At 71.9% G+C, this 21,268-nt stretch carries 16 protein-coding genes; 9 read left to right on the top strand and 7 right to left on the bottom strand.

What is annotated here, in order from left to right; translation table 11 throughout:
- Positions 1-339 precede the first annotated feature (339 nt).
- Positions 340-1,752: a DNA-3-methyladenine glycosylase 2 family protein gene (locus OG718_RS15350; protein ID WP_443055340.1), complete on the top strand. Its 1,413-nt coding sequence runs from the start codon at positions 340-342 to the stop codon at positions 1,750-1,752.
- Positions 1,749-2,231 (top strand): methylated-DNA--[protein]-cysteine S-methyltransferase, encoded by a 483-nt coding sequence (locus OG718_RS15345; RefSeq protein ID WP_328844389.1) that lies wholly within the window; start codon positions 1,749-1,751, stop codon positions 2,229-2,231. Before OG718_RS15350 ends, OG718_RS15345 begins: the two co-directional genes overlap by 4 nt.
- 12 nt (positions 2,232-2,243) lie before the next feature.
- Here OG718_RS15345 and OG718_RS15340 read toward each other — a convergent pair whose 3' ends face one another.
- Positions 2,244-2,612: a PPOX class F420-dependent oxidoreductase gene (locus tag OG718_RS15340; RefSeq protein ID WP_143641884.1), complete on the bottom strand. Its 369-nt coding sequence runs from the start codon at positions 2,610-2,612 to the stop codon at positions 2,244-2,246.
- A gap of 102 nt (positions 2,613-2,714) precedes the next feature.
- On the opposite strand from OG718_RS15340, the gene OG718_RS15335 reads away from it, so the two are divergent.
- Positions 2,715-3,938, top strand: a complete 1,224-nt coding sequence (locus OG718_RS15335; RefSeq protein ID WP_328844388.1) for an SGNH/GDSL hydrolase family protein — start codon at positions 2,715-2,717, stop codon at positions 3,936-3,938.
- 1 nt (position 3,939) lies between these two features.
- Here the strand turns inward: OG718_RS15335 and OG718_RS15330 are convergent, their stop codons facing one another.
- The 3 genes from OG718_RS15330 to OG718_RS15320 all read right to left on the bottom strand — a co-directional run bounded on the left by OG718_RS15330 (position 3,940) and on the right by OG718_RS15320 (position 7,949).
- Positions 3,940-6,282, bottom strand: a complete 2,343-nt coding sequence (locus tag OG718_RS15330; RefSeq protein ID WP_328844387.1) for a glycosyl hydrolase family 95 catalytic domain-containing protein — start codon at positions 6,280-6,282, stop codon at positions 3,940-3,942.
- Positions 6,283-6,419: 137 nt separating this feature from the next.
- Positions 6,420-6,905 carry a DUF456 domain-containing protein gene (locus OG718_RS15325; RefSeq protein WP_143641887.1) on the bottom strand — a complete coding sequence of 162 codons (486 nt, stop codon included), beginning with the start codon at positions 6,903-6,905 and terminating at the stop codon, positions 6,420-6,422.
- Positions 6,906-6,941: 36 nt separating this feature from the next.
- Entirely contained in the window at positions 6,942-7,949 is a 1,008-nt protein-coding gene (locus tag OG718_RS15320) for a helix-turn-helix domain-containing protein (RefSeq protein ID WP_328844386.1), read from the bottom strand.
- A 939-nt stretch (positions 7,950-8,888) separates the two neighbouring features.
- Here OG718_RS15320 and OG718_RS15315 point away from each other — a divergent pair.
- Both OG718_RS15315 and OG718_RS15310 read left to right on the top strand, forming a co-directional pair.
- Complete coding sequence (locus tag OG718_RS15315; RefSeq protein ID WP_443055339.1) at positions 8,889-10,745, top strand: protein phosphatase 2C domain-containing protein; 1,857 nt, start codon at positions 8,889-8,891, stop codon at positions 10,743-10,745.
- 89 nt (positions 10,746-10,834) lie between these two features.
- Complete coding sequence (locus tag OG718_RS15310; RefSeq protein ID WP_143641890.1) at positions 10,835-12,577, top strand: pyruvate dehydrogenase; 1,743 nt, start codon at positions 10,835-10,837, stop codon at positions 12,575-12,577.
- A 24-nt stretch (positions 12,578-12,601) separates the two neighbouring features.
- Here OG718_RS15310 and OG718_RS15305 read toward each other — a convergent pair whose 3' ends face one another.
- Positions 12,602-14,107: a helix-turn-helix domain-containing protein gene (locus OG718_RS15305; RefSeq protein WP_328844385.1), complete on the bottom strand. Its 1,506-nt coding sequence runs from the start codon at positions 14,105-14,107 to the stop codon at positions 12,602-12,604.
- Between the two features lie 319 nt (positions 14,108-14,426).
- Here OG718_RS15305 and OG718_RS15300 point away from each other — a divergent pair, with 319 nt between their 5' ends.
- The 3 genes from OG718_RS15300 to OG718_RS15290 all read left to right on the top strand — a co-directional run bounded on the left by OG718_RS15300 (position 14,427) and on the right by OG718_RS15290 (position 17,758).
- The gene (locus OG718_RS15300; protein ID WP_143641892.1) at positions 14,427-15,092 is read left to right on the top strand and encodes a hypothetical protein; all 666 of its coding nucleotides are present in this window, start codon (positions 14,427-14,429) and stop codon (positions 15,090-15,092) included.
- A gap of 264 nt (positions 15,093-15,356) precedes the next feature.
- Positions 15,357-16,169: a serine/threonine protein kinase gene (locus OG718_RS15295; protein ID WP_143641893.1), complete on the top strand. Its 813-nt coding sequence runs from the start codon at positions 15,357-15,359 to the stop codon at positions 16,167-16,169.
- A gap of 59 nt (positions 16,170-16,228) precedes the next feature.
- Positions 16,229-17,758 carry a serine/threonine-protein kinase gene (locus OG718_RS15290; RefSeq protein ID WP_328844384.1) on the top strand — a complete coding sequence of 510 codons (1,530 nt, stop codon included), beginning with the start codon at positions 16,229-16,231 and terminating at the stop codon, positions 17,756-17,758.
- A 50-nt stretch (positions 17,759-17,808) separates the two neighbouring features.
- Here the strand turns inward: OG718_RS15290 and OG718_RS15285 are convergent, their stop codons facing one another.
- A complete protein-coding gene (locus tag OG718_RS15285; RefSeq protein WP_260695601.1) occupies positions 17,809-19,011 on the bottom strand; it encodes a hypothetical protein in 1,203 nt (400 codons plus the stop codon).
- 235 nt (positions 19,012-19,246) lie between these two features.
- Complete coding sequence (locus OG718_RS15280) at positions 19,247-19,753, bottom strand: hypothetical protein (RefSeq protein WP_328844383.1); 507 nt, start codon at positions 19,751-19,753, stop codon at positions 19,247-19,249.
- A gap of 967 nt (positions 19,754-20,720) precedes the next feature.
- Between OG718_RS15280 and OG718_RS15275 the strand changes: the two genes are divergently transcribed.
- Positions 20,721-21,221, top strand: coding sequence for an ATP-binding protein (locus tag OG718_RS15275; RefSeq protein ID WP_143641896.1), 501 nt, complete (start codon positions 20,721-20,723; stop codon positions 21,219-21,221).
- Positions 21,222-21,268 lie beyond the last annotated feature (47 nt).

The raw sequence follows: 21,268 nt of genomic DNA, 5'->3' as shown, positions 1-21,268 counted from the left end.
TGGCGCGACTGTGTGAGTTTCCCAGAGGGCACCCGGTGCGGACGCGCCATCCGCTGCGGGCGGACACCCCGCCACGTCCCCTCGGGCCGTACGGCGGCTGACGGCCGTCCCCCACCGGGCCGCAAGCCGCCGACGCGCGTGGGGCGGGGCCGTGCCGGTATGTCAACGTTCGCGACGTACGGCTCCCGCTGGAAACGCCCACCAAGAGCACTCAGGGCCGTACGCCCGGCAGTCGCGAACGTGACATACCGGCACGGCCCCGCCCCACCCACCGACGGCGAGCGTCACGTCCGATTTCCGCCAGCCGGGTGCTCGGTGGGGGCGCAGACTGGAGGGGTGATTGACGAAGAGACCAGGTATGGAGCGGTGCGGAGCAGGGACGCCCGGTTCGACGGGGAGTTCTTCTTCGCGGTGGAGACGACGGGGATCTACTGCCGGCCGAGCTGCCCCGCGGTGACGCCGAAGCGGGAGAACGTCCGCTTCTACGCGACGGCAGCCGCCGCGCAGAGTTCCGGGTTCCGGGCGTGCCGCAGGTGCCGCCCGGACGCCGCGCCGGGTTCCGCCGAGTGGAACGTACGCGCCGACGTCGTAGGACGCGCGATGCGGATGATCGGCGACGGGGTCGTGGACCGCGAGGGAGTCGCCGGGCTCGCAGTGCGGCTCGGATACAGCGCCCGCCAAGTACAGCGCCAGCTCACCGCAGAGGTGGGCGCCGGCCCGGTGGCCCTGGCACGGGCCCAGCGGGCCCACACCGCGCGGGTCCTGCTGCAGACCACGGAGCTCCCGATCACGGAGATCGCGTTCGCGGCCGGGTTCGCGAGCGTGCGGCAGTTCAACGACACGATCCGAACGGTCTACGCCTCGACACCGACCGAGCTGCGCGCCGCCGCACCCCGCCGGGGCGCCGCCTCGCGCCGTGCGGCCACTCCGTCGGCGGGGATCCCGCTGCGCCTCGCCTACCGTGGCCCGTACCAGGCCGGTGAGGTCTTCGACCTGCTGGCCGCCGAGGCCGTCGCCGGTGTGGAGGAGGTCGCGGGTGGTGCGGGGTCCCGTACCTATCGGCGGACCCTGCGCCTGCCGTACGGCACCGGCATCGTGGCAGTCGACGAGCGGCTGTCAGAGGCCTCGGCCCACGCAGGCGGCTGGCTCGACGCCAGGCTGCACCTCACCGACCTGCGCGATCTGACCACCGCAGTGCAGCGGCTCAGGCGGCTCCTGGACCTGGATTCCGATCCGTACGCCGTGGACGAGCGCCTGGGCGCCGACGAACGACTGGCTCCACTGGTGGCGGCCAGGCCAGGCCTGCGTTCGCCCGGGGCCGCCGACCCGGAGGAACTGGCCGTGCGCGCGCTCGTGGGCCGGGACGAGGCCGAGCGCCTCGTGCAGGCGTACGGGAAGCTGCTGGACGCACCCTGCGGGACGCTCACGCATGTCTTCCCCGAGCCGGCCGCACTCGCGGAGACGGGCGGCACGCTCGGCCCCCTCGCCACGGCGCTCGCCGACGGCAGCCTGAGGCTCGACCCGGGTGCCGACCGTGAAGAGGCGCAGGCCGTGCTGCTCGCCCTGCCCGGCATGGATCCACGGGCCCTGGCCGTCATCCGAACCCGTGCCCTCGGCGACCCCGACGTGGCATCACCGGACGAGGACGTCCCCGACGCCTGGCGCCCCTGGCGCTCCTACGCCCTGCATCATCTGAGGGCGGCCGGAGAGACCCCACCGACCACGAGCGACCTGGAAGAGCACCGATCATGACGAACGTCCAATACACCCAGCTCGACAGCCCGGTCGGCCAACTCCTGCTCACAGCAGACGAGTCCGGGTCCCTGACGTCCCTCTCGGTCCCCGGACAGAAGGGCGGCCGCACCGTCCAGCCGGACTGGCGGCCCGCGCCCGAGCTCTTCCGGAACGCCCGAGAGCAGCTCGCGGCCTACTTCGCCGGTGAACTCAAGGAGTTCCAGCTGGAGTTGAAAGCGAGCGGCACGAAATTCCGGGAGCAGGTCTGGGGCGCCCTCGACTCCGTGCCCTACGGGGCGACCACCACGTACGGGGAGATCGCCGCGCGGATCGGCGCGTCGCGCGTCGCCGTGCGGGCCGTCGGCGGGGCGATCGGTGCCAACCCGCTGCTGATCGTCCGGCCGTGCCATCGGGTGATCGGCGCAGACGGGTCGCTCACGGGCTACGCGGGCGGACTGGAGCGGAAGCTTCAGCTGCTGACGCTGGAAGGGCGATAGACCGCGGCCCGCTCAGTCCTCCAACCCCCAGCTGTGGATCCGCCGTGGGTGGACGCGGATCAGCTCCTCGCTGAAGTGCGGGCCCAACTCGTGGGGGCCCGTGAGGAGTTCGGCATCGCCCCGGATGTCCACGCCGCGCACCTTCCAGGGGCGGAGACTGACGATGTCGTCGACGACGAGCGCGACCCTGGGGTTCTTCCGGAGGTTGCGCCACTTCTTGGTGGTGCCCATGGCGTATCCGCCGATCAGGATCGTGCCGTCGTCCTGCGGATAGAAGCCCACGGGGTTCGCCTGCGGCTGCCCGTGCTCGTCGACGGTGGCCAGCCGACCCAGTCGCTGGGACTTTAGGTACACCCGTTCGGCTTCACTGAATGCGGTCATAGCTGCAGCCAAACACGGATTTCGCGCCCTGCGCATCGGATCCTGGCCCTAGGTCCGGAGACCTGCACCTGGCCGGGCTCCGTCGGCGGAAGGCAGTGACGCATGGTCAGACAGACGCTGGTTGCCGTGGCCGGAGCGCTGACGCTCACGCTGATGGGTACGGGGGTCGCCCACGGGGGCCGGGAGCCCCTCGCGCGGACCGCCCCCGCTCACTGGACCGGCACCTGGGAAGGCTCCGCCTCCGGTACCGCGCCCGGCCTTCCCGGCGCCTCGATCCGCAACGTCGTCCACACGAGTGTCGGCGGTACGGCCGTCCGCGTACGGATCTCGAACCGGCTCGGCACCCTGCCGCTGGCCCTCGGCGGAGCCACCCTCGCCCGGCAGGTGCGGAACGCGCCCAAGAGCTCGCACGCCCTCCCCGGCACGATGCGCACGCTCACGTTCGGCGGGCGGAAGAAGGTCACGGTGCCGGTGGGCCGGGATGCGGTGAGCGACTCCGTGACGCTGGCTGTCCCGGCAGCCACCAATCTCCTCGTCACCCTCCACACCCCGGGGGACTCGGGCCCGGCCACGTACCACCGAGACGCCCTGCAGACCAACTTCGTTGCCCCGAAAGGCAATCGGGTCGCCGATGTGAGGGGTACGGCGTTCACGGTGACCACGCGCTCCTGGTACTACGTGACCGGGGTGGACGTAAGGCGGGCGGATGCCGCGGGAAGCGTGGTCGCGCTCGGGGACTCCCTCACAGACGGTTCGGGTTCGACGCCGAGTGCAAATCGACGGTGGCCGGACCGGCTCGCCGAGCGTCTGCGGCGCCTGCCCGGGGGACGTCAACAGGGCGTTCTGAACGCGGGAGTCGCCGGGAACCGGCTGCTGCTCGACGGCCGGGGGCCCAGCGCCCTGGCCCGGTTCGACGCCGACGTCCTCTCCCGCACCGGCGTGCGCACGCTGATCGTGATGGAGGGCATCAACGACATCAAGAGCGCGCCGAACCAGACCGACCCGGCGGCCCTCGGTGCCGCGTACCGCGAGATCGTACGGCGCGCCCATGCCCGCGGCATCCGGGTCGTCGGGGCCACGCTCACCCCGTTCGGCGGTTACGGCGGATACACGGACAGGCGTGAGCGCGTACGGCGGGAGGTCAACCGGCTCATCCGTGGCGGTGGGCTTTTCGACGCGGTCGCGGACTTCGACGCCGTCGTCCGCGACCCGTCCCGGCCGCACCGCATGCTGGCCGCCTACGATCCCGGCGACCACCTCCACTTCAACGACGCGGGCATGCGGGCCCTCGCCGACAGCATCGACCTGAAGGCACTGGCGGGATAGCTCACGGGGTGGCCGGCAGGCCCCAGCGCGGGGCTTCCTCGTTCGGCTCGACGGGCGCGATGCGCAGGTCCGGCCGCTCGCCCTTGGCGGTGATGAGCGCCGACTCACCCTTGCGCAGGGCGACTTGGACAGCCCTGTCACCCAAATCCGTGAACCGCAGGGGCCGACCACGCCCGTCCCGCACCTCGATCGCGCCGGCTATCCCGTGCCGTACGACGCAGGGGGCGCCCGCCTCGCTGACCAGCCGCACCCAGCGGGTCCTGCCGCCCTTCCGTACGGCGCTGAGCAGGAAGGCCCCCTGAGTTCGGAAGTCGTGCACCGTCAGGTCGGCCCAGGCGGCGGGCAGGGCGGGGAAGACACGGATGACGTCGCCCCAGGACTGGCAGATCATGTCGTGGACCGACTGGGCGGCGGAGAGCGGGGTCTCGATGACCGGGCCCGACTCCTTGTACATGGTGTTGGGCTGGATGAAGCGGGTCATCAGCTGGCCCAGATAGCTGAGCGCGTCCTCGCCCTTGCCGAGCAGCGCCGACATGGAGGCGGCGCCCGTGAACGTGTAGCCCTGGAGGGCGCCCTCGAAGCCGACCCAGTGGGCCAACGACTTCTCGATCAGGGCCTTTTCGTCCGGAGTGTCGCCCGTCAGCTCGTACAGCGGGTAGACGGCCAGGAGGTGGGAGTAGTGGCGGTGCGACTTCGCGAAGGGGATGTCCGCGCCGATCATGAAGCCGTTCGTGTCGGTCGGGTAGGCGGCACGCTTGGCCAGGACCTCGCGCCAGCGGGGCGCCAACTCGTCCTTGATGCCGAGGAGTTCGGCGGAATCGAGGAGGGTGCGGCAGCCCCAGGTCAGCAGCATCAGGTCGTAGTTGCAGTCCCGCGAGTTGCCGCCGTACTCGGGTGAGAAGGTCGCCGGGAGGTGCAACTTGCCGTCCGCGCCCGGCTCCAGGAAGTGCAGGTAGTAGTTGACCGCCTTGCGCAGGAGCGGGAAGAGGACGTCCCGGAGGATCGACTTGTCCATGGTGTGGCGGTAGCTGAGCCAGACGTTGTGCAGGGCCCAGGTGAGGTTGCCGACCTCGGGAGTCGGCGGGTCCTGGCCGGGGATGCCGACGCCGTAACCGAGTACCGGGTCCGTCGCGCCGCCGTTGACCAGCGAGGCGTCGGTGGTGCGAGGTATGCCCAGCGAGTCGGAGCGGTAGGCGGGCGCCATCTCGGCCTTGAGGTGGTCGCGGAACTCGCTCAACGACCGGGTCACGGCGTCGAGTTCGAGATGGTTGGAGCCGTGGATCAGCCAGTACTCCAACTGCACGTTCAGGTTCCACCAGGTCGCGGGCCAGGGCGTGGGCTCCAGCCAGGGGCCGCTCGTGGCCATCGCGGGAGCGTCACGACGGGCCGCGGACGCCGTCTTGTAGAGCTGGATCCAGTAGAAACGCTGGATGCGCGCGTCCGGGAGGGAGAGGAAGCTCTTGCGGTAGAAGGCGTGCCACCAGGCGCGATGCGTCACTGCCAGTGCGTCGTACGGCAGGAGAGCGGTGGTGCGGACGGTGGCCAGGGCCCGCCGCAGTGCCGTCGACTTCGGGTAGGAGTGCGCGACGTCGACGTACAGGGTCCGCCGGGAGCCCAGCGACCGCTCCCGCCACGCGGTGACGTGCTGGCCGCCGGAGAGGAGTGGTTGCACGGCCGCGGACACGCCGTCGTGCTGCTCGATCGCGGCGGGCGGGTTGCCCGTGTATCCCGGCGGCACCGGTTTGAACGCGGCACGGGGGCTGATCGCGTCCGCAGGGTGGAACACCCACCGGAAGTCGCGCTCGCCCTTGCTCGGTGTCACCTCGACGGCGAGCACGGAGCGGGTGGTGTGGATCAGGGCGCGGATCGTGAGGGTGCCGCGGTCCGTGGTGAGCGTGCCGGTCAACTCGGCGTCGCGCAGCCCGAGTCGCCAGTCCAGTCCGGTGATCGCACCCACCGGCTCCAGGGTGAAGTGGCCGATCGGCAGCCGCGCGAGGCCGAAGAGGGAGCCGAACTGCGGGCGGTGGTCCTGCACTTCGGAGTGCTGGATGTTGAAGCGGACGGCCTCGGTCTCCCGGCCCGGTTCGGCGTAGATGCCCGAGCCCAGGAAGCCGTTGCCCAGGTACGGGCCCTCGTACCAGGTCTTCGGCATCTGCTCCCAGACCAGGTCGGCGTCGTCGAGGACGGTACGCCAGGGGTCGGAGGACGTGGAGGGGGCGTACGGGTCGGAGGGGGCGCTTCCATGGTCGGCCGCGCTCGCCTGTGCCGGGAGGCCCGTGGCGAGAAGTGTCCCGCCGAGGGCGGATCCGGTGGCGAGCACGGTTCGTCTGGACGGGCTGGGCATCGCGCCTCCTGGCGGCTCGTTCCACTACGTGCACTCCGGAGATTCATCGGAGCTATCCCAAGGCGAAACGTAGAGAAGGTGTGGGAGGCCGTCAATATGAAGGGAGAGATCCGATGTGTGGAGTGTGTGGCGCGGGATCACGGTCCCCAGATCACAGCTCCCAGCCACGCCCCCGCGATCAGCAGGCAGGCGAACAGTTCCACCAGCACGCTTGTCCCGCCCGCCCGCATCACCGAGCGGACCGACGCCTTCGCCTCCCCGTGTCCGCCGAGCCGCAGCCGTTCGGCGAGATAGGCGCCGCCGAGATAGCCGGGTATCGCGCCCAGCACCGGCACGAGGAAGAAGCCGAGCAGGGCCCCGACACCCGCGTACGCCGCCATGCGCGGGGTGGCGCCGCTCGCGCGCAGTCGGCGCGGCGGCAGCTGCCAGCGGATCACCTGGGCGAGGAGCAGGACGGCCGTGGCGCCCACCAGCACGGCCCACGAGAGCCCCTGCGGATCCTCGAACGCCCACCACAGGACCGCGGCCCACACCAGCCACGGCCCCGGCGCGCCGGGTACCAGTACTCCGCTCAAGCCGAGCAGCAGCACCACCCCGACCAGCAGGAGTTCCCACGCTCCCATCTGTCCAGAGTGCGGGAGAACGGGTGAAACCGCAGGTCAGTCCTGTCGCTCCCGGGCCACCCAGCCCTTCTCGTACGTGTGCCAGCCCAGCTGGAGCCGGGTCGTCACGCCCGTCAGCTCCATCAGCCGCTTCACCCGGCGCTGCACGGTCCGCAGGCCGAGGTCGAGCTGTTTGGCGACGCTCGCGTCGGTCAGCCCGGCGAGCAGCAGGGAGAGGATCTCCAGGTCGGTGCCGTCCGGCCCGTCCCGCTCCTCCTCCGTGACCGCGTCGGGCGCGCCCAGACGCAGCGGCAGCGCGTCCCGCCACACCGACTCGAACAGGCCCGACAGTGATTCGAGCAGCCCGCTCGCGTGGACGACGAGGGCCGCGGGCTCCAGGGTCCGCGAGGTCAGCGGCACCATGGCCAGGGCCCGGTCGGCGATCACCAGCTTGGTCGGCACCGTGTCCACGACCCGTACCTGCTCGTCGCGCCCGAGTGCGGCGGACAGCTCGGCGATGCCGTTCGGCAGGTGCAGCACCGACCGCTCGACGACCACGCGGTAGCGGACGCCGCGGTCGGCGGCCTGCTCCTCGGCGTCGTTGTCGGTGCCGGAGACGACGACCGGGTTCCCGGTGACCAGGGCGCACACCTCCTCGCTCGCGCCGAGCTGGAGCTGCAGGAACCGCTGGGCGACCGCGGCCGCGCCGGTCACCACCTCGACCAGATCGTGCGCGGCGGGCTCTACGACCCGGGCGCGGTACTCCTCGGCGAGCAGCGCGGCCGCCAGTTCCGCCTGGTCCAGCTCGTGGCGCCGCTGGGTGAGCAGCGCGCCGATCGCGACACCCGGCGGCGCCGCGACCCAACGGCCCGGCCGGGCCGACGACTGGGCCGCGAGACCGTGCCGCTCCAGCCGGCGCAACGCGCGCTCGGTGTCGTGCTCGCCGAGCGTGAGCCGCCGGGCGAGATCGGGCACGTCGGCGGCGCCCACGGACACCAGTGCCCGGTAGGCCGACTCGTGTGTCTCGTCCAGCCCTATCGCTGTCAGACCTGTCGCTCCCGGCATGCGGCGACGCCCCTCCCCGAAGACCCGGCCGTGGCGGAAAACGGCCACGGCGTAAAACCGCCTCGGCACATCATCGCCGTACCCCGCGTCTCTCTGCCAAGGTGGCGCCACCGCAGCATGACGCGCGGGCCGTGGCGAGGACCCGCCACGGACCCGGGAGGGCCGAGTACGCGGTGGGTGGGCGGGGCGGCGGACGGGCCGCGACCGCCGGGCACAGCTGCCCCTCAGGGAAGCGGGTCAGACTCAGGGCCGAACCGGGTGACTCCCAGGAGAACTGGGGAACTCGGCCGTTCAGACCGTGACCCGGGCGTACGGCGTGCGCCGGGGCCCGCGGGTCACACCGGCGCCGCCGGGCGGTTCTCCCGTGGGGGGTGGGATCGCCCGGCGGTTTCGTATCGCCGTTCGATGTCCAACCCCGTGGCCGGTTTTTCCGGATGCACCGTTTTCATCCGGCCTCCGCGGTGGACAATTAGGGGCATGAGCCAGCAGGGGGAGAAGCCCACCGGTCAAGAGGACGACTGGTGGGGGCAGCTGTACGACGACTCCACGGGGGACACGGGGCCCGCGGCCGCGGCCGACTCCCTCGACGACCGCTTCGCCTCGGCGTCGGACACCCTGGGCGTCCCGGACGAGGCGCCCCCGCCCACGCCCGTCACGGGCCCCGGAATCCCGCCGCCCCGCACCCGAACACCGGCCGAACGCCGCCTGGGCAGCGGTTCGGAACCGGCCGCGCCGGAGAACGACGCCCCCGCCGGCCGCGGACCCACGGCCGACGACCTCGTGGCCGACGGCCCCGCGGTCACCGGCTTCGGCACCGGCTGGCCGGTGGCCGGCTGGGGCCCCGGCGAACGACAACCGCCGGAGCCAACCGGCGGTCCACCTCCTGGGGGACCTGCGCCTGGCAGCTCTGCGGCCGCCGGGCGTGCGGTCGGCGAACCCGTGCCGGGCGGGCCCGCGGCGAACGGCCCTGCGCCTGGCGGGCTTGAGCCCGGCGGGGCCGCGTCCGGCGGTCCCGCACGCGGCGGTCCCGCACGCGGCGGGCCCGTGCCCGATGGGCCTGCAGTCGGTGGCCCTACGGCGAACGGCCCGGCGCATGGCGGGCCCGCGCACGGCGGACCCTCGCCCAGTAGGCCCGCAGGCGGCGAACCCGTGCCTGATACGCCCGCAGCCGGCGGGTCCGAGGCCGATGGGCCGGCTGCCTCCGGGCCCACCGCCCCAAACGTGGCTCACGGGCCGTGGGCAGGTTCCCCGCGTGGGCCCGCACCCGGTGGTGAACCGGAGGTCGGCGGAGAGGTGCTCCGGCCCGGGGAGCCGGAGAACGACGCGCTGCGGCGCAGCGGGCTCCAGCGGCAGCGGGCGCCCTGGGAGACCCCGCCCACCGAACCTCCGGGCCCGGCCTCCTTCCCGCCGGCCCCCCAGCCGCGGAGCCCTCAGCCACCGACCCAGCCACCGACCCCCCAGCCACCGACCCCCCAGCCACGGAGCCCCCAGCCGCCGGACCCCCAGCCGCGGAGCTCACAGCCGCGGAGCCCCCAGCCACCGGGCACTCCGCCGCGGAGCCCTCAACCGCCGGGCCCTCAGCCGCCGGGATTCCAGCCGCGGAATCCCGAGCCGCAGGGAGTCCAGCCGCCCGGCCCCCCGCCGCCGGGGTTTCACGCGGTGGTGCCCCGCAGTGGTACGTCCACGGAGGCGCCCGGGGCAGGGACGCCCGCGTCACGAACCCCCTCCGACTCCGACTCCCCGCCCGCCACCCTCGTCGACGCCTCCTCCGGCCAGGTCCCCGACCAGGCCCCCGTACAAGCCCCCGTGCAGGCCGCCAATCTCCCCGCCCCCGTCGACTACGTGGGCTCGGGACCGCCCACCTATGACGCCGAGCCGACCGCCCTGCCTCCCGCCGACGCGGACGATCTAGACGATCTCGTGGCGGACACCGTGCTGGACGGGGCGTCGTACGGGACGTCCACGCTGCGGGCCGTGTCCGCGCGGGGGGACTCGGCGCGCTACCGGGGCGAGCCGCGCCGGGACTCCCTGCTCACCGCCCGCTTCGGCGTCGGGGACGGCGCGCTCGTGCTGGTCGCGATGGCGACCGGGGCCCGGGCCACCCCCGGCGCGCACCGGGCCGCCGCCGAGGCGTGCCAGTGGATCGGGCGGGCCGTCGGCCGCAGCCACGCGCGCCTGGCCGAGGACATCAGGGCCGCCCGGCGCGGCGACCTCAAGTCGGGCCTGCACCGGCTCACCGACCGCAGCCTCGGAAAACTGCGGGCCACCGCCGCCGAGCAGGGCATCGAACCGGAGGAGTACACCGCGAGCCTGCGCTGCCTCCTCCTCCCCGCCGACCCCGAGTGCCGCACGCGCGTCTTCTTCGGCGTCGGAGCGGGCGGCCTCTTCCGGCTGCGCGACGGCGAGTGGCAGGACATCGAGCCGCACGTCGCCGACACCGCGGGCGAGGCCGTCGTCGGCTTCGGATCGCTGCCGCACGAGACCCCCGACGGCGACCGGCTCACCATGGACCTCGGCATCACCACACCCCCGAGCCCGTACGAACCCGCCCCCGAACCGCCGCCCCGCGACCCGTTCCGTTTCCGCGCCTCCGTCGCCCGCCCGGGCGACACCCTCCTGCTGTGCACCAGCGGTCTCGCCGAACCCCTGCGCGGCGAACCCGGCCTGGCCGAACACCTCACCTCCCGCTGGTCGGACGGTGATCCGCCCGGCCTCGCGGCGTTCCTCGCGGACACCCTGGTACGGGTCAAGGGGTACGCCGACGACCGGACAGCCGCGGCCGTTTGGGAGGCGTAACCGCGCCCGCTGTGAATTCATGGGACATGAAAGGGCACCTGTGACAGCGAAAGACAGCTGGCTGAAGACAGCCGAGGGGCGAGTGACTCATGGCCAAGCAGAACGTCGCCGAGCAGTTCGTCGACATCCTCGTCCGCGCGGGCGTGAAACGCCTGTACGGAGTCGTGGGCGACAGCCTCAACCCGGTCGTCGACGCCATCCGGCGCAACTCGGCCATCGACTGGATCCACGTACGCCACGAGGAGACGGCCGCCTTCGCGGCGGGAGCGGAGGCCCAGATCGCGGGCAGGCTCGCCGCCTGCGCCGGCTCCTGCGGGCCGGGCAACCTCCACCTCATCAACGGCCTCTACGACGCCCACCGGTCCATGGCCCCGGTCCTCGCCCTCGCCTCGCACATTCCCTCCAGCGAGATCGGCCTCGGGTTCTTCCAGGAGACCCATCCCGACCAGCTGTTCCGGGAGTGCAGCCACTACAGCGAGATGATCTCCAACCCGAAGCAGATGCCCCGGCTGCTCCAGACCGCCATCCAGCACGCGGTCGGACAGAGCGGCGTGAGCGTCGTGACGCTGCCGGGCGACATCGCGGACCAGCCCGCCCCCGACAAGGCCGTCGAGACCGCCCTCGTCACCTCCCGCCCCAGCGTCCGCCCCGGCGACACCGAGATCGACAAGCTCGCCGCGATGATCGACGAGGCCGACAAGGTCACCCTCTTCTGCGGCAGCGGCACCGCAGGCGCGCACGCGGAGGTCATGCAGTTCGCCGAGAAGATCAAGTCCCCGGTGGGGCACGCCCTGCGCGGGAAGGAGTGGATCCAGTACGACAACCCGTACGACGTCGGCATGAGCGGCCTCCTCGGGTACGGCGCCGCCTACGAGGCCACCCACGAGTGCGACCTGCTGATCCTGCTGGGCACCGACTTCCCGTACAACGCCTTCCTGCCCGACGACGTCAAGATCGCCCAGGTCGACGTACGGCCCGAACACCTCGGCCGCCGCTCGAAGCTGGACCTCGCGGTGTGGGGCGACGTGAAGGAGACCCTGCGCTGCCTCACCCCGAAGGTGAGCCCCAAGAGCAACCGCCGCTTCCTCGACAAGATGCTGAAGAAGCACGCCGACGCACTCGAAGGCGTCGTGAAGGCCTACACGCGCAAGGTCGAGAAGCACGTCCCGGTCCACCCCGAGTACGTCGCCTCCGTCCTCGACGAACTCGCCGACGAGGACGCCGTGTTCACGGTCGACACCGGCATGTGCAACGTCTGGGCGGCCCGCTACATCTCGCCCAACGGCCGCCGCCGCATCATCGGTTCGTTCTCGCACGGCTCGATGGCGAACGCGCTGCCGCAGGCCATCGGCGCGCAGTTCACCGACCGCGGGCGCCAGGTCGTCTCGATGTCCGGCGACGGCGGGTTCTCCATGCTGATGGGCGACTTCCTCACCCTCGTCCAGTACGACCTGCCGGTGAAGGTCGTCCTCTTCAACAACTCCTCCCTGGGCATGGTCGAGTTGGAGATGCTGGTCGCCGGACTCCCGTCCTACGGGACCGCCAACAAGAACCCCGACTTCGCAGCCGTCGCCCGCGCCTGCGGTGCCTACGGCGTACGGGTCGAGAAGCCAAAGCAGCTCGCGGGCGCGCTGAAGGACGCCTTCAGGCACAAGGGCCCGGCGCTCGTCGACATCGTCACCGACCCCAACGCCCTGTCGATCCCGCCGAAGATCAGCGCGGAGATGGTGACCGGGTTCGCGCTGTCGGCGTCGAAGATCGTGCTGGACGGGGGAGTCGGCAGGATGCTGCAGATGGCCCGCTCCAACCTGCGCAACGTGCCGCGGCCGTAGGCCACTTCCTCAGGCCGCCGGGAGTCAGTCGGTGCGGGGCACCCACTGGCGGTCCGAACCGACCGAGCCGTACCAGTAGCGCGGGAGACCCTCGACGCCGCTGGTACGGAACGGCTTGCCGTGATCGTCGACACGGATCGTGCCGGTGCGTCCCTGGGACGACCAGTCGAGTTCCAGGTACCAGCTGCAGTCGCAGGAATTCGTCCGTGCGTTGACGAGCAGCACCTCCGGGTCCTCGGCGGACACCCGGTAGGGCATACGCATCGCGGGGATCGCCCCGTCGACGTCACCGCCCGCGACCGCACGTGCGATGGGCCGGTCCTTGTCCAGGTCGACGGCGAAGGAGCGCGGGGTGACTGCTCCTCCGCAGCCCTCGTCCATGGAGTAGCCGGCACCCCGCAGTTGGGTCGAGCGCCCGACGACCCGTACCCGGAGGGCCTCAAGGACGACGGCGGTGGACGACTTTCCCTGTACGGAGATCTTCACGATCGTCTCGCGCCCGTGCACCGCGTTCTGCGTGGCCGCCCACCTTGCGGCATCCTGCGTGATCGGAGGCGGTGGTACCTGTTCCGGCTTCTTGTCGACGACGTACTCGTGGCCGCAGTCGAACGTCCAGCCGTGCGAGTTCGCGGTCCAGGTCAGGGGGAGGCCGGTGGAACCGGAACCGTTCGGCCGGCCGGCGTTCCCCGACGGCTCACCGCCCTTGCCGGGGGGCGTGGAAGCCTTTCCCTTGCCGCCGGGCGACGGCGAGGACGATCCCGAGACCTTGGGGGACGGGCTCGTGGACCGGCGGTCACGCGGGTCGTGGGTGGCCGCCGTCGAGGTCGGACCCTCGCTCGGGCCGACGATCTGGGACGCGTCGTCGGACCGACGGTTGTCGGACAGGGCGGAGAGGCCGCCCAGAGTGACCAGCAGCGCCGTCACCACGGCGGCGGTGACCGTGACCCGCCGCCGGTACCAGGCCCGGCGGGGGCGCGGCCCCGAGCCGCCGGAGGAACTGGAAACGGTCGGCATGCTCGATACGGGTCCGGCCTCCGCGTCCGAAGACTCCGACTCCGACTCGTCGCCTTCTTCGGGCCCGTGGCTTCTGCCGGGACCAACGACTCCCTCGGGTACGTCGCTTCCCTCGGGGACGCCGACCTCCTCGGGGGCGGCGCCGCCCCCGGACTCGGCACGACCGCCCACGGGCACGGTGTCCGCTGCGTCGGCGACCGGAGCCGGAGCCGGAGTTGGAGCGGGATCCGGACTCTCCGGTGCCCCCGACGTCCGCGGTCGCTGTCGCGCCGCCACCGCGAGGATCCAGAGGCGGTGCAGTTCGAGCCGCTCGGCCGGTGTCGCTCCGCACAGCGCGGCGAACCGCTCCACGGGTGCGAAGTCGAGCGGTACCGCGTCACCCGCGCAGTAGCGGTGCAGCGTCGAGGTGTTCATGTTCACCCGGCGCGCGAGGGCACCGTAACTGCGGTCAGTGCGCGCCTTCAGACGCCTCAGCAGTGCCGCGAACTCCTCGACGTCGTCGTCCCGAGTCGACACCGTTCCCCCGTGCTTCTCGTCGTGGCCCCTGGTCCAAGGGGCGTTTCCCGTCCCGGGAGGGCATCCCAGGCACTCCATGTACCTGCACGTCAGATGGCCTGGGATGGTTCCACCGTCGCGGATCCGGCGCTGTCTGTTGCGCAGGCCCCGAGTGACGGCTGATGCTCTTGGTGTCACACCGACCGCCGCCGGACCGACCACCCGGTGGCAGCCCACGACCGGGACCGGCGTCGACACCCGTGCACACGGATCCTTCCCGTGTGCACCTCACTTCACCGACCCGCGCGGATCAATCATGCACTCATACACAGGGGGACCCATGTCCAAGCGCACCCGAGCGGCCTCGCTCACCACATTCGTCGCCGCGAGCGTCGCTTTCGGCGCGGTGCTCGCCGGCCCGGCCGACGCCACCGGGAAGGACACGGGCGCCTCGAAGCACGCCTCTACGAGCGCGTCGGGGAAGGCGAAGGCGTGGCCGAAGTTCCTGTCGGCCTCGCAGCTGCCGCCGCACCCCACGTCCTCCTGGACGGCGGGCAAGGTCACGGACGGCGTGCCGGACGAGCTCCGGTTCTGCATCGAGGACACTCTGCCGGGCTACGACTCCCGGTACCGCGACTTCCGGACGGACCTGGAGACCAACGCCCAGCAGCTCACCTTCGTCGTCGGCACCAGCGCCAAGGCCAAGGCCCTGGCCACGCGGCTGAACAAGGACATCCGGGCGTGCGCGACACGGATCGAGCAGTCCGACCCGGAGACCGAGGCCGCGCTGAAGGACTACGGCAAGCTGTCGGTCGAGGAGGGCGCCCACGCCTACGGCCTGCACACCGAGACGTCCTGGGGTGCCACCGACATCAACCTCTACTCGGTCGGCAGGGACGGGAAGGCCGTGACCCTCGTGCGCTGGGGGCAGATGGGCGACTTCTCCGACGCGCCGGTGAAGGCGTTCAAGAAGACGACGACGACCGCGGTCAACAAGCTCTACTGACCGCCGCCAGGGGGGAAAGTGCCGGAGCCGCCCTCCCGCCACGGGGGTGTGAGAGGGCGGCTCCTCGCACGAGCGACACCGAGCAACACGCGGCTCGTCGTCGACATGCCCCGTAACCACAGGATCGTCCGCATCGGCACCGGGGCCGGGAGCAAGCAGCCCTGCGCGGAGGCGAGGAGCGGCAAGGCGAGAACCGGCCGCCGCCGGTGCCTGTGGTTGATCTGCGCACTACAATCCTCGCGACCTCATCGGGGGAGAGCCGTCGTGGAAACGATCATTGTCCAGTTACCGGGTCCGTCGTGGGCGGACGTCGAGCACGACCGACACGGAGGCGGACCCGGACCTGGGCTGCTGCACCTGGGGCCCGGTGACATCGCCGACTTCGGGCGCGGCGGACCGGGGGCCGCGGATCTGGCTGTCGTCCTGGCCGACCCGGGCATCTCGCGGTGTGCCGGACGGCTGGAGGCGGCCGAGGACTACTGGCGGCTGTCCAACTTCAGCCCGACCGCCGCCTATGTGGTGGAGAACCTGGAGGGCGCCGGCGAGTACATCACGGTGGCCCCCGGCCGCCTAGGCGCGCCGGTCCCCTTCGAGTTCTCCCGTGTCGTGCTGCCCGCCCTGAACGGAACCGCCGACTTCAAGGTGTTCGCCCCGCAGCACGCCTACCTCGACGAGCGGTCCGCGCCCGGCGCCGGTGACCAGACGGTCAACCCCTTCGCCCTCGACCAGACGTCGAAGTACTTCCTCGTCCTGGTGGCGCTGTGCGAGCCCCGGCTGCGCGAGCCCTCGGACACGACGCTCCCCGGCGCGGGGGAGATCGCGGAACGGCTGCGTCCGCTGGACTCCTGCCGCGATCTGTCCCGCTCGGCGGTCAACTACCACATCGACTACCTGTCCTTCGCGAAACTGCGCCTGGACCAGGGGGACATGGAAGGGGAGCAGGGCGGCCGTACCGGTGCCAAGCGCGCCCGACTGGTGGCGTCGGCGCTCCGGTTCGGCCTCGTACGCGAGGAGCACCTCGCCCTGCTCCCGCGCCGGACGGCGAGCCGTCGTCCGGTGCAGGAAGCTTCCGCGTGACACCGTCGTCCAGTGCGGAAGGCTCCCACCCGCCTCCGCCCCTCGAAGAAGGCCCCGCATTGACCCCCCGCACAGGCCCCTCGTCGCACCTCCCTGCCGGCTTCCGCATCGACGGCTGGGAGCTCGGAGCACCCATCGGATCCGGCGCTTGGGGCACCGTCCACGAGGCCCGTTCCGTCGCCGACGGCACCCCGGTCGCGGTGAAGGTGCTGCGCACCGACGCCCTGGCCCCGGGACAGCGGGCCGCCCTCGGTGAACTCGTCCAGCGCGAGGTGCGGTTCAGCCGGGAGGCGGACCACCCCAACCTCGTACGGACCCATGCCGTGTGCACCGTCGAGGCGCCGGAGCATCCCGATCTGGACGGTGCGATCGCGCTGGTCATGGACCGTGCCGAGCGCAGTCTGCAGGACGTGCTCGATGCGACCGAGGCCGGTCGGCCGGTCCCCGACGCGGACCGCGTACTGCGTTCGGTGGCCGCCGGGCTCGCGCACATGCACGGGGCGGGATGGGTGCACGGCGATCTGAAACCGGCCAACATCCTGTTGAGCTCGGACGGCGACGTGTGGCTCGCCGACTTCGGGGTCGCCGCGGAACTGGAGGGCACTCACGCCCACATGCCGCCGCTCGGCACCCTCGACCATCTGCCGCCCGAGTGGTGGTCGCAGCGCACCGACTCGCGGGGCACGGTCGTCCGGACGACCGCCGACATCTGGGCCTTCGGCGTCCTCGCCCACCAGGTGCTCACGGGCGGGCTGCACCCGTTCCCGGGGGCCACCGCCAGGGCCCGTTCCCTTGCCGCCCAGGCCTACGCGCGCGGGACCGCACCGCTGCGGCTGGACGCCGACATCGAGGAGAGCAGGCGCCGGCTGATTGCCGACTGTCTGTCGCCGGACCACGCCACGCGTCTCCAGTACAGCGCCGACGTCCTCAAGTCCCGCGTCGGTGAACTCGCCGGTGTGCCCCGCCGTCGGCGGCGGCTGGTGCCGGCCGTCGCGGGCCTTCTGGCGGGGGTCGCCGCCGTGACCGGTGTGCTCCTGCTGCGGGACGACGGCGGTGCCGACGACAAGGGTGGCCCCGGCACATCCGCCACGCCCACGGTCACCAGCAGTCCGGTGGCGGTGACCGCGGGGGAGATCCCGCCGGACTCCGACATTCCCAAGGCATTGCGCCCGGTCATCGTGAAGGCCGCACACCGCTGTACCGACAAGGAGATCACCCCCATCGTGCTCGCCGCCATGCTCAAGGCGGAGAGCGGGTTCGACGCGAAGGCGGCCCGCCCGGCCTCCGAGGAGTTCGGCATCGCGATGTGGACGCCCTCGGTGTTCCGGGCCTGGGCCGTGGACGGGGACGGCGACGGCGACAAGGACCACATGTCACCGCCCGACGCGATCTCGACGATGAGTCTGTACGTGTGCTGGCTCGACCAGCGTTTCAAGGAGGCCGGGCTGCCGGAGAAGGACCTCGTCAAGCTCGTCGTGGCCGGCTACCGCACGAGTGACCGCACGATCATCGAGGAGCGCGGTGTCCCGGAGCGCGTGCGGCCGCACGTGGACAAGGTGATGCGCTATCTCGCCGAGTACGAACGGTGAGCCGGAACCCGGTCGGCGACGGGGTCCCGGCTCACTGACTCACGCCTCGGCTACGACCCCGCGCAGTCCGGCACGTCCGGCAGCCGGTTGTCGGGCGAGCTGATGTAGATGTTGGAGATGTAGCCGCCGTACTGGGGCAGGTACGCCCACCACTCGTTGGTGTAGGGCGGCACGCTGACGGTCTGGCCCTTCTTCTGGCAGCCCACCAACACCTCGACCCCTGCGGGCAGTTGGGTCATCGGCGGGTTGGCGGTGGACGGGTCCCGGCGGACGTTCACGTGCTCGCTCCAGGTTCCGTACCACTTGCCCGTCGGCCGAACCCCGCCGGGCACGTTCAGGGAGCGGGTCAGCCGGCCGATGTCGGTGTAGGCCTTGCCGTACGACGTGCCGACCGGGTGGAGCGTCAGAACGGCCACGATCGAGCGGTCGCCCGTGCCCACGGTGCCGGTGCTGTGCAGCGCCGGGCGGGTGAGGTCCACGGCCGCGGCGGCGCGGCCCTCCGGAGCGTCGGCGGTCCGCGCGCCGGTGGTCGCGGGCGTGGCGGCGGCCGTGCCCGTCGAGCCGCACGTGCCCTCCGGGAACGAGGAGCCCGCCCAGCCCTGCTTCACGGCCCAGGGGCGGTCGAACGCCCCGGCGATGCCGAAGTGCTGGTCGAAGTCGTCCGAGGCGCAGCGCGTGGACTGGCGCAGGTTGCCCATGACGAAGTCGCGCACGGGGGCCGGTGCCGTGTCCAGGATGTAGCGGTAGATCTTCACGGTGTCGCGGGCAGACAGGGCGGTGTAGCCCCAGTAGCCCGGGTAGCCGGCGGGCGGCCCGGCGGTGTCGGTCAGGCCGAGCCGGGAGACCATCCGGTCGATGATCGCCGAACCGCCGTAGTTGGACCAGTAGTAGTCGGCCGCGTCGTCGTCGCTGCTGCGCAGCATGGGCTCCAGACGGGCCCGGTCCGCGGCGGGGATGGGGTAGGACGGCCCGCGGTTCCACAGGAAGTCCAGGGCCAGCAGCAGTTTGACGACGGAGGCGGACCGGAAGGGCGCGGCGGAGTTGACCTGTTCGGTGAAGGTGCCCGTCTGCCGGTCGAAGACGGCGACCCCGGCGGTCACGCCGTCGGGGATCTGGGCGGCGGCGGGTGCCTGGGCGGCGGCGGTGGCCGGTGTGGCCGCGCCGGAGGTCAGGATCAGAAGTGCGGCGGCGGACGCGAGAAGTGTTCTCCACACGGGTCCGACCGTTCCGCGAAGGCGCGTGATGCGGTACATGGTGGTTGTCTCCCCCTGGAGGACCGGCTCGGCCCCGACGACTGCCGGGACCGCACCGGCCGGGTTTCGGGCGGCGGACGGTGAAGGCCGGTTCAGTCCAGGTGCGGCCTGAGGACGATCGGGTTGACCGGCGTGAGGGCCGCGGTCGCGAGAGCGGGTGCGGCGGTGCCGCGAAGCGGCCTGCGCAGGGTTGTTCTTCCTCCGTGGAGTCCGGTGAGCGGAAGGCGGCCGAGGGCTACCACCAGTCGACGCCGTTGCCGTTGGTGGCACAGCGGACGGTGCCGTTCGTGGCGAGCGAACCGCACACCCGGAACTGGTAGTTCGGGTCGGTGCTCGTGCGCTTGAACGGAGTGGTGAGGCTCTGCCCGTGGTTCTGCACGGTGAAGGGGCCGCACTGCAGCCACGGGAGGACCGCACCGCCGTTGTCCCAGCCCGTGGCCTTCCAGTCCATCCAGACCTTGTCGCCCGGCCGGGTCGGCCCGCTGATCTTCCCGAACCCGATCTGCTGGTCGCCGTACACCCCCTTCTCCAGGGTGATGACGACACCGCCGCCGAGGTCGAGCCTTCGCGGCTTGGCCGTGTCTCCCTCGGCGTTGTCGGGGTGGTCACGGAACCCGTGAGAGCCACCGGTGCATTCGTCGGCCGAGGCCTGTGCGGGTCGCGCGGGTTGGGCGACCGTGATTCCGGTGGCCAGTGCGCAGACGGCCGCCGCGGAGGCGAGAACGGAACGGATCGGATGCATGGAAGTCGTTGCTTCCCTTCGTCGATGGAGCCCCGGCGGTGAACACCGCGGGGCAGCTCGAACCCTAGGAAGAGAAGCGGGCGACCGGTCCTGACGAATGTCAGGTTGACAGCGGTCGGCCCCGAACAGACGCCGCCCTCGGGCCAACAGCCCGTCGCCGCCGTGGAGTTACGCATCCGGGCAGGGCCGCGGGACGAGGGCTTCCGCGCTCCGACTCGTACAGCGCCGGATCCGGCCAACCCGTCACACCGATGTCCGGTACGGGCGCGAGGAAGCCGGAGGAACCCGTCAGGCGGCGCGAGTTCGCTACGGCAGTGCCCTCCTCCGGCGCCCTCGTCCGATGCCTTTGTTCAGTGTCCTCGTCCAGTGCCTCGTCGCCGAGGCCCATCTGCCACGCGACTTGGTCGAGTACGGCCGGAACGGCAGTACAGCATCGGTAGTTGGGCCGATCGCGGGTGGTCGCCCGGCACCCGGGACCGTAGGCGCGACAGCGTGCGGCACGGCCGGGTCGGCCGTCGGCCCCGCGGGCGGACGTACCGGCCTGTCTCATCGCGCGTGAGGACCGCGAGGACGCGGGGAACACACGGGATGGCGCCGGGGAGCCCTTGCGGGGGCGCCCGGAACGGCCTACTGCAGCCCCGTCACCTGGAAGTCCTCCACTCCCGGGGCGCCTGGGTCTCCAGCGGCTGTCGCACGGGCGTCCGCTCCGCGCAAGGGGGCGGCGGACTGTCTCGGGGCGGGCCCCGATCGGCTCTCCTCCGTGATCGTCGGTCGTGCGCGGCGGCTCCTCCGAGGGCTGGGGGCGGGTGGTTCGTCCTGCGGCATTTCTGGACAGCGACCGGTCATCCGTGGACGTATCAGGGGTGGTTGACGATTCGACATGAGTGTCGTGTTCCGGGCCGGGGCATGCATTCCGTGAACGTGTTCGAGCAGGAGGGGAATCGACAGCGGCGTGCGGGCGGGGGTCATGAAGAGGCAGGCACGAGGAGGCGGTCCCGTTGTATCCGGGGCCTTCTCGGCGAAGACGGTACAGACGACCACGACGGCGGGGGACACAGCGGACGGGACGACCGACCAGCACGGCGTTCCACAACTCAGGCTCAGGCTCGGGCGCTGCGACCTCCGGGCGGTGCCCCAGGTCCGCAGGGCGCTGCGGGACCTGCTCGCCCACTGGGGGCGGCCCGGCCGATCCGAGATAGCGGAGTTGCTGACCAGCGAGCTCGTCACCAATGCCCTCGTCCACACCGAGCACGACGCGCTGCTGACAGCCACCGTCGGCCCGCGCGGACTCCGGGTGGAGGTACGGGACTTCGTGGGGCGCAGGCCGAGACTGCGGGTACCGAACGCCGACGACGGTACGCACGGCAGAGGCCTGATCCTGGTGCAGTCCCTCGCGGACGCGTGGGGCGTCCGGGTCCATGGGGTGGGGAAGGTGGTGTGGTTCGAGCTGGACGCGGGAGCGGCGTGAATCCCGGACGGGGCCGCGACCTGGCACTCGACGAGTCAGCGACATGA

The organism is Streptomyces sp. NBC_00258 (genome assembly GCF_036182465.1).
GTDB lineage: Bacteria > Actinomycetota > Actinomycetes > Streptomycetales > Streptomycetaceae > Streptomyces.
This window is presented reverse-complemented; position numbering and strand designations above follow the sequence as displayed.